This is a genomic window from Methylibium sp. T29, from assembly GCF_000576205.1.
GTDB classification, from domain to species: domain Bacteria; phylum Pseudomonadota; class Gammaproteobacteria; order Burkholderiales; family Burkholderiaceae_C; genus Methylibium; species Methylibium petroleiphilum.
Window position 1 is genome coordinate 23,626 of record NZ_AZND01000017.1, and the last position, 12,138, is coordinate 35,763.

Here is a 12,138-nt window from a genome sequence, read left to right on the forward strand (position 1 = left end):
CCGAAGGGCGCCGGGCCTCACGGCGCCTTGCCCAGACGCTCGAGCGCACGTCCCAGCGCCGCCACGGCGTCACCGATCTCGCGTGCTCCGATCACCAACGGCGGCGCGAAGCGCACCACCGTGCCATGGGTGTCCTTGCTCAGCACGCCTTCCTGCAACAGTCCCTCGCACACGGTGCGGGCCGAGGCGAAGCCGGATCGATCTCCACGCCGACCAGCAGCCCCTTGCCGCGGACGTCGCGGATCGCGGGATGCCGCAGCGCGTGCAGACGCTCGAGCAGCACGGCGCCCTGCTCGGCCGCCCGCTCGGACAGCTTCTCCTCCACCAGCACCTGCAACGCCGTGTCGCCCACGGCCGCCGCCAGCGGATTGCCGCCGAAGGTGGAACCGTGGTCGCCGGGCGTGAATACCGCCATCACCTCCTCGCGCGCCAGGAAGGCGCTGACCGGCAGGAGCCCGCCACCCAGCGCCTTGCCCAGCGTGAGGCCGTCGGGACGCACGCCCTCGTGGTCACAGGCGAGCACCCGCCCGGTGCGACCCAGGCCGGTCTGCACCTCGTCGCAGATCATCAGGATGCCGCGGCGCGTGCAGATCTCGCGCACCGCCTTCAGGTAGCCGACCGGCGGCGCGACGATGCCGGCCTCACCCTGCACCGGCTCGACCAGGAAGGCGCAGGTGTCCTCGGTGATGGCCGCTTCCAGTGCCGCCGCATCGCCGTAGGGCACGGTCACGAAGCCGGGCGCGAACGGCCCGAAGCCGCTGCGGTATTGAGCCTCGCTCGAGAAGCCCACGATGGTCGTCGTGCGTCCGGCGAAGTTGTTGGCCGCGACGATGATCTGCGCGTGGCCCTCGGCGATGCCCTTGACCGTGTAGCCCCACTTGCGGGCCGCCTTCAGCGCCGTCTCCACGGCTTCGGCGCCGGTGTTCATCGGCAGCGCCCGGTCCATGCCGGTCAGGCGGCACAGGCGTTCGAGGAAGGGGCCGAGGCGGTCGGTGTGGAAGGCGCGCGAGGTCACGGCCAGTTGCCGAGCCTGCGCGACCAGCGCCTCCACCAGCCGCGGGTGACCGTGACCGAAGCTGACGGCCGAATAGGCCGACATCATGTCGAGATAGCGCCGGCCATCCTGACCCCACAGGTAGACGCCCTCGCCGCGCGTCAGCACGACCGGCAAGGGGGCGTAGTTCGCGGCACCGAAATGCTCTTCCAGCGCGATGGGGCTGGCCGACAAGGGGAAGCCGGGGTGAATCGTCATGGCGATCTCCTGAACGCGGGGGTCGCTTCCCCCAGCTCTTCACTGTAGAGATGGCCGAACGCAAGGTGCGTTCAATTCGTTGTGCATTCTCATCTTTTGGCGCATGCTTCGTGTATGAAAAACGGGACATGAGCACATTGGATACGCTTGACCGCCGTTTGCTGGCCGAACTTCAGGCCCGCGGCCGCGCCTCGAACGTCGAGTTGTCCGCGGCGGTCCACCTGTCGGCGCCGCAGTGCTTCCGGCGCGTCAGGTCGCTCGAGGAGCGTGGCGTGATCCGCGGTTATGCGGCGCACGTCGATCGCGAGGCGCTGGGGCTGGGCGTGATGGCCTACGTCAGCGTGGACATCGCCGCCGAGCAGTTCGGGCATGTGCGCGAGTTCGAGCAGACGATCCGCGACTTCCCGCAGATCCTGGAATGCCACACCGTCTCGGGTGACTCGGACTACCTGCTCAAGGTGGTGGCGCGCGACCTGAAGTCGCTCAGCCAGTTCCTGACCGACCGACTGATGCAGATCTCCGGCGTCGCCAACGTGCGCTCGATGATCTGCATGGAAGAAATCAAGCCGCCCTCGCCGCTGCCAACGACGACCGAATGAGACGGGCGTCCCACGCGCGGTCGAGCGCCGGGCCGCCAGCCGACCGCACACCCGCTCGGCGGGTAGCGCCAGTAACCCGGCGCCGGGTGCCCACACTACTCCTTGAAGTCGCCGCCGAAGCCGTAGACGAAGGCCTCGGGCCGGATGTACTTGCGCAGCGCCGCGTTCACCTGCTCCAGGGTCGCCGCGGCGATCGCGTCGTCGACCTGCTGCGAGATCGCGAAGGTTCGGTCGAGCCGCAGGTTGCTGGCCAGCCCGGCCGCCAGCCGCGCGTCCTGCGCGCGTGACAGGCGGCGCGCACTGATCAGTCCCCGCTGCGCCTCCTGCAGCTCGGTTGCAGTGAAGCCTTCCTGCAGGGCACGCGCCACCTCTTCCCGGAACGCCGCCTCGACCTTGGGGCGGTTCTGAGGCGCGAAGATGGCCTGCGCCTGCCACGGCGAATTTCGCTCGTCCTGGTTCCACGCCAGGTAGCTGTAGACGCCGTAGGACAGGCCCTCCTTCTCGCGGATGCGCACCCACAGCCTCGAGCTGCCGCCGCCGCCCAGCAGGTGGTTGGCGAGCGTGAGCGGTGCGTAGTCCGGATCGCTGTCCATCAACGGCACCGGCAGGAACACCGCCATGTGGGCGTTCTGCTTGTCGGGCGTCGGCAGCACCAGGCGGGCCGGTGCCACCGGCGCCAGCGGATCGGACACCCGCGCGTAGGGTTCACTGCTCTTCCAGTCGCCGAAGGCACCTCGAGCGCCTGCCTCACCGCCGGCACATCGAGGTCGCCGCTCGCGCCGAACTCGGCATGCGAGGCGCCGTAGAAGCGACGATGGAAGGCACGCAACTGGTCCGGCGTGGCCGCGCGGATGTCGGCCACCAATTCGTCGAAGCTCTTCGCATGGCGCACGTCGCTGCGTGGGTACCGGTTCACATGGCGGTCGATCGCGTTGGCCACCACCGCCTCGGGTTCCTTGCGCTGCTGCTCCACGCCCGTCAGCGCCTGACTGCGCTGCTCCTCCAGCACCGCAGGCGGGAAGGAAGGCTCGCGGAGCAGTTCGCCGACCAGCGCGATCACGGCTGGCAGGTTCTCGCGCTTGGTGGCGATCGTCGCGCTCACGCTGCCGGTGCCGCTGGAAAAGGCCACCTCGGCCTGCAGCGCGTCGAGTCGGTCGCGGATCTGCTGGCGCGAGAGCTTCGCCGTGCCCTCGTCGAGCATCGCGGCCGTCAATGCAGGCACCTCACCCTGATCGGCCAGGCTTTTCTCGTCGCCGAAGTGCAGAGAGAGCACCGCATTCACCGCCCCGCCGCGGGTCGGCTTGGGCAGCAGCGCGACCTTCATGCCGCTGGCCAGCGCGAAACGCTGCGTCTGCGCGTCGATGTTGGCCGGGGTGGTGTCGAACGCGGCCACCGCGGTGGCGCCCGCCTGCGGCTTGAAGTCCTTGAATTGCGCCGCCACGTCCACAGCCTTCGGCGCCGGCGCGCGCTGCGGCTTGTCAGTGGGGACATAGGTCGCGAGCGTGCGGTTTGACGGCAGTAGCCGCTCGACGGCGACGCGCTGCACGTCCTCCAGCGTGGTCGCCTTGACGCGGTCGCGGATCAGGAAGAACAGGCGCCAGTCGCCCTGCGCGACCGACTCCGACAGCGAAACGCCCACCGTCTCCGGGTTCGTGAACGCCAGGTCCCAGCCCTTGAGCCACTTGGCGCGCGCGCGCTCCAGTTCCTCGGCCGTGACCGGCTCGGCCGCGACCGACTCCAGCACCGCGATCAGCTCGCTGCGCGCACGCTCGACGTCCTGCCCCGGCGCGAGCTGCGCCACGAACAGCGCCGCGCCGGGATCATGCAGGCCGAACGGCTCCGCCCCCACGCTTGCGGCCAGTTGCTTCTCGACCAGTCGCTTGTGCAGCCGCCCTGAAGGCGCATCGCCCAGCACCAGCGCGAGCAGTTCGATGGCGGCGAACTCGGGATCCGGCGCAGCCGGCACGTGATAACCGGCGTACAGCAGCGGCGCCCCGCCAACGCGGCGCAGCGTCAGGGCGCGCTCACCGTCCTGGGCCGCGTCGATGGTGTAGAGCGTGGGCAGCACGCGTCGAGGCTTCGGGATCTTGCCGAAGTACTGCTGCACCCAGGCCAGCACCCGGGCCGTGTCGAACTGACCGCTGACGACCAGCGTGGCGTTGTCGGGCTGGTAATACTGACGGTAGAAGGCCTGCAACCGCGCGATGTCGACGTTCTCGACATCACTGCGCGCGCCGATCGTGTCCTTGCCGTAGTTGTGCCAGTCGTACATCGCGGCCAGCGTCTTCTGGTACAGGATGCGGCCGGGGTTGTTCTCGCCCATCTCCATCTCGTTGCGCACCACCGTCATCTCGGAATCGAGATCCTTGCGCGCGATGAAGCTGTGGACCATGGCATCCGCGTGCCACGACAGGAACCACCGCAGGTTGTCGTCGTTCGCCGCAAAGCTGGCGAAGTAGTTGGTGCGATCGAACCAGGTGCTGCCGTTGGCGCGCAGCCCGCGCTTGGTGAACTCGCCCCAGACGTTGCGGGTGGTCGGCGTGCCCTTGAACATCAGGTGTTCGAGCAGGTGCGCCATGCCCGTCTCGCCGTAGTTCTCGTGGCGCGAACCGACGTGGTAGGTCAGGTTGACCGTCGTCGTGGGCTTGGACGCATCGGGCACCAGCAGCACCTGCAGCCCATTGGTCAGCCGGTACTCGGTGATGCCCTCGACCTGGGTCACTGCGGTCACCCCGCGTGGCAAGGCTGGTGAGGCGACGGAGCCGGAAGGTGGGATTGGCTTGCTGGCGGCCGCCACAACCGGCGACACCTGCATCACGACCAGCGCGAGCGCGCCGGCGACCAAGTACTTCGAGAACATGCTGCGGGCCTCGCAACCACCGAGGCGGTGTGATGGAGGCCCGCAGTGTAGCCAGCCGGTTTGGGGCCTCGCCGCCTCGGGGGCATACCCGAGCGCGGCGCTGGCGACGCCAGCCGATCGTCAGTCAGGCCGCCTGGGCCTTGAGGTAATTCTCCATGCCGGAGCGCACTTCAGCCTGCGCGCTTTCGGGGCCTTCCCAGCCCTGAACCTTGACCCACTTGCCGGCCTCGAGGTCCTTGTAGTGTTCGAAAAAGTGCTGGATCGCCTTCAGGCGCATCTGGTTGATGTCCTCCGGCTTCTTCCAGTGGTCATAGATCGGCAGGATCTTGGTGGTGGGCACGGCCAGCACCTTGGCGTCTCCGCCCGCCTCGTCTTCCATCTTCAGCACGCCGATGGCCCGGCAGGTCACCACCACGCCCGGGGTCAGCGCGAACGGCGTGATCACCAGCACGTCGACCGGGTCCCCGTCGTCGGACAGCGTCTGCGGCACGTAGCCGTAGTTGCAGGGGTAGTGCATCGCGGTCGTCATGAAGCGATCGACAAACAGGGCGCCGCTTTCCTTGTCGACCTCGTACTTGATCGGGTCGGCGTTCATCGGAATCTCGATGATCACGTTGAACTGTTCGGGCGCCTTGGCGCCGGGGGTCACTTTGTCCAGACTCATGGGTCCTGTCTCCGGAATCGCGGGGAAACCCGAATTCTAAGCAGCGGCCTGTCGCGGGCCTGACCACGGCCCGGCCCCACCGTGGCGAACCGCACGGGCCAATTCCATTGCGACTTCGAGGGGCTTCCCTTAGCATGCGCCGGCAACCCGACCGGGATGCCACACGCGTGGTGTCGACAGTGAAGAGTCGCGGTGCAAGCCCTTTCACCGAGGTCCTCTAACGAGGAAGGAGACTCTTTCCATGTCCAGTTCCCTGGCGCTCACCTTTGCGCTGCTTTGCGGTTTCGCGGCCGTCGTCTACGGTTTTGTCCAGCGAAGCTGGATCCTCAAACAGGACGCGGGCAACGCCCGCATGCAGGAGATCGCGGCGGCCATCCAGCAGGGTGCGGCCGCCTACCTCGCGCGGCAATACCGCACCATCGCCCTGGTCGGCGTCATCCTCACCGTGCTGATCGGCATCTTCATCGGACTGCCGACCGCGGTGGCCTTCGTGATCGGCGCGGTGTTGTCGGGAGCCTGCGGCTTCATCGGCATGAACGTGTCAGTCAAGGCCAACGTGCGCACCGCACAGGCGGCCACGCGCGGCATGAAGGAGGCGCTCGATGTGGCCTTCAAGGGCGGCGCCATCACCGGCATGCTGGTGGTCGGCCTCGGGCTGCTGGGCGTGGGCATCGTGTTCTGGTTCCTGACCAGCAACGGCCAGCTCACACCGACCAGCGGCCTGGCACCGGCACTGAAGCCGCTGCTTGGCTTCGCGTTCGGCTCCAGCCTGATCTCGATCTTCGCGAGACTGGGCGGCGGCATCTTCACCAAGGGCGCCGATGTCGGCGCCGATCTGGTGGGCAAGGTCGAGGCCGGCATTCCGGAAGACGACCCGCGCAACCCGGCGGTGATCGCCGACAACGTGGGCGACAACGTCGGTGACTGCGCGGGCATGGCGGCCGATCTGTTCGAGACCTACGCGGTCACGCTGATCGCGACCATGGTGCTGGGCGCGCTGATGGTCACCGCGGCGCCGATGCAGGCAGCACTCTACCCGCTGGCGCTGGGCGGCTTCTCGATCATCGCGTCGATCATCGGCTGCAGCGCTGTCAAGGCCACGCCGGGCATGAAGAACGTGATGCCTGCGCTCTACAAGGGCCTGATCGTCGCGGGCGTGATCTCGCTGGTGGGCTTCTTCTTCATCACCAAGTGGGTGATGCCTGACAACGCGATCTACGAGAGCGGCACCCAATGGCGCCTGTTCGGTGCGGCGGTCATCGGCCTCGTGCTGACGGCCCTGCTGGTGTGGATCACCGAGTACTACACCGGCACCGACTACGCGCCGGTGAAGCACGTGGCGCAGGCCTCGACCACCGGCCACGGCACCAACGTGATCGCCGGCCTGGGCGTGTCGATGCGCTCGACGGCCTGGCCGGTCGTGTTCGTCTGCGGTGCCATCCTGGCGTCCTACCAGCTCGGTGGCCTGTACGGCATCGCGGTGGCGGCCACCTCGATGCTGAGCCTGGCCGGCATCGTGGTCGCGCTCGACGCCTACGGTCCGATCACCGACAACGCTGGTGGCATCGCCGAGATGGCCGAGCTGCCGTCGAGCGTGCGCGACATCACCGACCCGCTGGACGCCGTCGGCAACACGACCAAGGCGGTGACCAAGGCTACGCCATCGGCTCGGCCGGCCTCGCCGCGCTGGTGCTGTTCGCCGACTACACCCACACACTCGAGGCCGCCGGCAAGCTGGTGAGCTTCGACCTCAGCAACCCGTCGGTGATCGTCGGCCTCTTCATCGGTGGCCTGATCCCCTACCTGTTCGGTGCGATGGCGATGGAGGCCGTGGGGCGTGCCGCCGGTTCCGTGGTGGTCGAGGTGCGGCGCCAGTTCCAGGATGGCCAGATCATGGCCGGCAAGCGCAAGCCCGACTACAGCGCAGCGGTCGACATGCTGACGTCGGCGGCGATCAAGGAAATGATCATCCCCAGCCTGCTGCCGGTGGTGGTGCCCATCGTCGTGGGCCTGCTGCTCGGCCCGGCGGCGCTCGGCGGCCTGCTAATGGGCACCATCGTCACGGGCCTGTTCGTCGCGATCTCGATGTGCACCGGCGGTGGCGCCTGGGACAACGCCAAGAAGTACATCGAGGAAGGTCACTTCGGCGGCAAGGGCAGCGACGCCCACAAGGCGGCCGTCACCGGCGATACGGTGGGTGATCCCTACAAGGACACGGCCGGCCCCGCTGTCAACCCGCTGATCAAGATCATCAACATCGTGGCGCTGCTGATCGTGCCGCTGCTGCCGGCTGCCAGCGGTGGTGCGGGGGCGCATGCGCCGGCCGCCCCCGCGGCGGCGGTCGAGAGCACCGCGCCAGTTGCCGCCACGCCGGCGCCCACCGCCGACGGCGCCAGCATCAAGGTCGAGAACGGCGTGGTGAAGTTCTACTTCGCCAGCGCCTCATCGTCTGGCGGGTGGCGCGGCCGAGGCACTGGCCGACGTGGTAAAGGGCGTCGCGGCGGGCAAGAAGGCCGTGATCAGCGGCTACCACGACGCCACCGGGGACCCGGACAAGAACGTCGAGCTCGCCAAGCAGCGTGCCCTCGCGGTGCGCGATGCCCTGAAGGCGGCAGGCGTGGCCGAGGACAAGATCGAGCTGAAGAAGCCCGAACAGCTCAATGCCGGCGACGCGGCCGAGGCCCGGCGCGTCGAGGTGAAGCTCGAGTAACCCGCCCGCGGGATCAACGAGGGCCCGCCTCGGCGGGCCCTTTTTTTGGGAACAACGCGGAATGGTCCGGACGGGCAACGCCGGGCGTGGGAGAGAGGCAGCCGCCATCAACTCCAGGGTGGTTTCGGCGAAAACTTCTCGGTCAGGTACTCCAGCAGCACCCTCACCTTCGCCGGCAAGTGCCTGCGGTGAGGATAGACCGCGTAGATCAACTGCTTTTCGATGTGGTAATTCGTCAGCAGCGGCTCCAGGCGTCCCGCCGCAATATCCTTGGCCACCATGAACGCGGACAGTCGGACGATACCTCCGCCCAGCCGTGCGTATTCATGCAGCACATCGACGTTGTCGGTCACGAAATGCCCCTGGACATTGACCAGCTCCGGTCCCGTGGCGCCGCTGAAATGCCACTGATTGAAAACATCGCTGGTGGACAGGCGAAGGCAATCGTGATCCAACAGATCCGATGGCCGGGTCGGTCGTCCTCTGGCGTTCAGATACTGGGGGCTGGCACAAACCAGACGCTGGCTCTCACCCAGCTTGCGGCCGACAAGGCTCGTATCCCGTAACTCGCCCAGTCGGATCGCCAGATCCACGCCCTCGTCGATCAGGTCCACCGCCTGCCCGGTGATCTGGAGTTCCAGCGTCAAACGCGGATAGCGCCCCTGAAACTCAGCCATGAACTCCAGCAGCTGGTGCTTGGCGAAGCCCTGAGTGCTGTTGATGCGCAGGGTTCCGGTCGGCTCACGCACGAAGCTGGTCAGCGAATCTTCGGCGCTCTCTATGTCGGTCAGGATCTCCAGGCATCGCTTGAAATAGCGCTCACCTCCCTCGGTCAGGCTGAGGCTGCGCGTGGTGCGGTTGATCAGACGCACGCCCAGCCTGGATTCCAAACGCGATAGCAGCTTGCTGATCGCCGATGGCGACAGATTCAGCTGGCGTCCCGCAGCGGAAAAGCTGCCGCGCTTGACCGACTCCACGAATACCTGCATTTCGGTCCACTTGTCCAAATCACCTCCTGATTTGTGAACCCTATTCACAGAACATTTTCCACTTGTGATGATTATCACCAGGCGGCCGGGAAGATAGCCTTGCGAATCGTCGATTTCAGCGACCAGTCACCTGACCACCGCAATCGCCACGGGAGTTTCCATGCTCGAGCTGTACACGCACCCGATGTCACCCTGTGCCCAGAAAGTTCGCATCGTCCTGGCCGAAAAGAAGCTGGAGTGGATCAAGCACCATGTCGATCTTTCGCAGAAGGAAAACCTGCGACCGGAGTACCTGAAACTCAATCCATTGGGCGTCGTGCCCACCCTGGTCCACGACGGTCGCCCGGTGATTGAATCGAGCGTGATCTGCGAGTATCTGGACGACGCGTATCCCGTTATCCGCCTCAAACCCAGCTCGGCTTACGCGCTGGCGAACATGCGCCTGTGGATGAAGCATGTGGACAACAAGCTGCACCCGTCCTGCGGCGCCTTGCAGTGGCCGCTGGTGATGCGGCCGGCATTGATGGAGAAAGGCGAGGAGGAGCGTGAGGCACTGCTGGCGCGGATCCCCGAAAAGCCACGCCGCGAACGGCAGAGACGCCTGGTCAAGTTCGGACTCGAGGCTCCGGATGTCGTCGACGCCGTCCATGTCTACCGCCGGACGATCCTCGATATGGAAGCGGCGCTCGCCCAGCACCACTGGATGGTTGGTGACGTCTTCAGCCTCGCCGACGTGTGCCTGGCGCCCTACTTCCAGACCGTCCTGCAGTTCGGCTGGACCGCGATGTACGACGATTGCCCGCGCGTGGCCGATTGGTTTTCGCGCTGCCGCGAGCGCGAATCCTATGAAGGTTCCGTGACGCGCGATTTCGCACCCGAAGTCCAGGTCGACCTGCTGACCAAGGGGGAATCGGCCTGGCGGACGATCCGCACGCACCTGGCCTCGTTCGACGGCTCGGGCGCGATTGCGTGAAGTCCTACGATTTCGACCTGTTCGTCATCGGGGCCGGCTCTGGTGGCGTGCGGACGGCGCGCATGGCGAGCGAACGGGGGCTGCGCGTCGCAATTGCCGAGGTGTCGCGTCTGGGGGGACCTGCGTGAACGTCGGCTGCATCCCGAAGAAGCTCTTCGTCTATGCCGCACAGTTCACCGAGGCGTTCCAGCAGGCACGCGGCTACGGGTGGCGCGTGCCAGAAGCCGCGTTCAATTGGTCGACCTTGCGCGACAACAAGGATGCCGAGATCGAACGTCTGAACGGTGTCTACCGCGCGCTGCTGGTCGATTCCGGTTGCCAGTTGATCGAGGGGCACGCGACGATCAAGGGAGCACACACGGTCGACGTGGGTGGGCGCAGTTGGAGCACCGAACGAATGGTGATTGCCACCGGAGGCTGGCCGTTCGTGCCGAACGTGCCGGGACGCGAACACGCGATCACCTCCAATGACTTTTTTTCGCTCGAACATTTCCCGAAGCGGGCGGTCATCGTCGGGGGAGGCTATATTGCCCTTGAACTCGCCAGTATCGCCGCCGGTCTCGGCGCACAGACTCGACTCGTGTATCGCGGCGCGTTGTTCCTGCGCGGCTTTGACGAGGACATACGCCGGGTCGCAGCCGAGGAGATGATGAGGCGGGGCGTCTTCTTGAACTTCGGCTGCGAAATCAGCGCCATCGAAAAGCAGGCGGACGGAAGTTTGCTAGTGACGTTCAGCGATGGCCGTCGCGAATCGACGGATTGCGTCCTCTACGCGACAGGGCGACTCCCCAATGTTGCAGGGCTCGGTCTGGAAAACACGCGCATCCGGCAGCAGGCCCATGGCGCCATCGTCGTCAACGAACACCTGCAGACTGACGAGCCCTCGATCTATGCGATCGGCGACGCGGTCGGACGCACGCAATTGACGCCCGTTGCCCTGGCCGAAGGAATGCAATTGGTCCGACATCTCCTAGGCGACGAAGGTCCGCAGGTGGACTATGAAATGGTCCCGAGCGCCGTGTTCAGCCTACCGGCCATTGCGACCGTCGGACTGACCGAAGCGCAGGCGCGGCTCCGTTATGAAGACGTGGTGGTCTACACGTCCAGTTTTCGCGCCCTCAAGCAGACCCTCGCCGGAGGCAACGAGCGAACTTTCGCGAAGCTTCTGGTGGACCATGCCAGCGACCGTGTCGTCGGTGTCCACATGGTGGGAGCCGACGCTGCCGAAATCATTCAGGGCATGGCCATCGCCTTGCGAGCCGGGGCGACCAAGCGGGTGTTCGATACGACACTCGGCGTTCATCCGACCTCGGCGGAAGAGTTCGTCACCCTGCGCAAACCGAGCCATGAACCCTTCATCACGACAGGCCCCTAAGGCGATGACCCCTTCTGCACCAACCTCGGATCAGTTCCTCGACGATTGTTCTGCACGACTCTGGGCGGCCGAGGTCGCCTGTACGCCGACGGCGCTGTTGAGCTCGTCCCACCCCGAACTCGACGTGAGCGACGCGTACGCGATACAGGCCGCGACGTTGCGCCGCCGCGGCATGCCGGCCGTCGGCTTCAAGCTCGGCTACACGAGTGCGGCGATGCGCGCCCAGATGAACATCGACCAGCCGAACTTCGGCGTGCTGACCGAAGCACACCGCCTCGGCGTCGACGGCCACACGATCGACCGCGGGCGCCTGATCCATCCGCGCGTCGAGCCCGAGATCGCCCTGAGGCTGGGGCGTGAACTCGCCGGCGCGGGGCATGACCGGGCGAGCGTCTCCCGGCACCTCGATGCGGTGATGCCGGCGCTGGAGGTGGTGGACACACGCTATCCGGATTACCGCTTCACGCTCGTCGACAACATCGCCGACAACAGCTCCAGCGCCGGTTTCGTGACGGGCCCGGCCCTCCCCTGGCAGGAGGGCTTCGACCTCGGCGCCGTCGAGGTCGAGCTGCGGATCGATGGGCAGACGGTGGATCGCGGCCGCGGTGCCGACGCGATGGGCGACCCGTTGCTCGCGCTGGCCTGGCTGGCTGGATTCCTGGCCGAGCGCGGGCTGGCCGTGCCGGCCGGCGCGGTGGTGCTGACCGGCGGGCTCA

At 66.6% G+C, this 12,138-nt stretch carries 7 protein-coding genes and 3 pseudogenes; 5 read left to right on the forward strand and 5 right to left on the reverse strand.

The genetic code is table 11. The annotated features are described in order from the left end of the window. Nucleotides 1–17: 17 nt before the first annotated feature. Nucleotides 18–1,252: pseudogene (gene rocD, locus x551_RS04510) on the reverse strand (ornithine--oxo-acid transaminase). A gap of 128 nt (nucleotides 1,253–1,380) precedes the next feature. Between rocD and x551_RS04515 the strand changes: the two are divergent. After that, the gene (locus x551_RS04515; RefSeq protein WP_036231296.1) at nucleotides 1,381–1,851 is read left to right on the forward strand and encodes an Lrp/AsnC family transcriptional regulator; all 471 of its coding nucleotides are present in this window, start codon (nucleotides 1,381–1,383) and stop codon (nucleotides 1,849–1,851) included. Between the two features lie 95 nt (nucleotides 1,852–1,946). Here x551_RS04515 and x551_RS26905 read toward each other — a convergent pair whose 3' ends face one another. The 3 genes from x551_RS26905 to ppa all read right to left on the reverse strand — a co-directional run bounded on the left by x551_RS26905 (nucleotide 1,947) and on the right by ppa (nucleotide 5,375). Continuing rightward, complete coding sequence (locus x551_RS26905; RefSeq protein ID WP_343252112.1) at nucleotides 1,947–2,543, reverse strand: insulinase family protein; 597 nt, start codon at nucleotides 2,541–2,543, stop codon at nucleotides 1,947–1,949. Further along, a complete protein-coding gene (locus x551_RS04520) occupies nucleotides 2,444–4,711 on the reverse strand; it encodes a M16 family metallopeptidase (RefSeq protein ID WP_253950298.1) in 2,268 nt (755 codons plus the stop codon). The genes x551_RS26905 and x551_RS04520 overlap by 100 nt, the downstream gene beginning before the upstream one ends. Nucleotides 4,712–4,835: 124 nt before the next feature. Next, nucleotides 4,836–5,375 carry an inorganic diphosphatase gene (ppa, locus tag x551_RS04525; protein ID WP_011829713.1) on the reverse strand — a complete coding sequence of 180 codons (540 nt, stop codon included), beginning with the start codon at nucleotides 5,373–5,375 and terminating at the stop codon, nucleotides 4,836–4,838. 241 nt (nucleotides 5,376–5,616) lie between these two features. On the opposite strand from ppa, the pseudogene x551_RS04530 reads away from it, so the two are divergent. Further along, nucleotides 5,617–8,085: pseudogene (locus tag x551_RS04530) on the forward strand (sodium-translocating pyrophosphatase). A gap of 107 nt (nucleotides 8,086–8,192) precedes the next feature. Here the strand turns inward: x551_RS04530 and x551_RS04540 are convergent. Continuing rightward, nucleotides 8,193–9,092 (reverse strand): LysR family transcriptional regulator, encoded by a 900-nt coding sequence (locus tag x551_RS04540; RefSeq protein ID WP_036231299.1) that lies wholly within the window; start codon nucleotides 9,090–9,092, stop codon nucleotides 8,193–8,195. Nucleotides 9,093–9,234: 142 nt separating this feature from the next. On the opposite strand from x551_RS04540, the gene x551_RS04545 reads away from it, so the two are divergent. The 3 genes and pseudogenes from x551_RS04545 to x551_RS04555 all read left to right on the forward strand — a co-directional run. Next, nucleotides 9,235–10,047, forward strand: coding sequence for a glutathione S-transferase family protein (locus tag x551_RS04545; RefSeq protein WP_036231301.1), 813 nt, complete (start codon nucleotides 9,235–9,237; stop codon nucleotides 10,045–10,047). Beyond that, nucleotides 10,044–11,422 (forward strand): annotated as a pseudogene (gorA, locus tag x551_RS04550) (glutathione-disulfide reductase). The gene x551_RS04545 and the pseudogene gorA overlap by 4 nt, the downstream one beginning before the upstream one ends. Before the next feature lie 124 nt (nucleotides 11,423–11,546). Continuing rightward, nucleotides 11,547–12,138 (forward strand): fumarylacetoacetate hydrolase family protein (locus x551_RS04555; protein WP_051511835.1); only part of this gene is annotated, 592 nt, incomplete at its 3' end.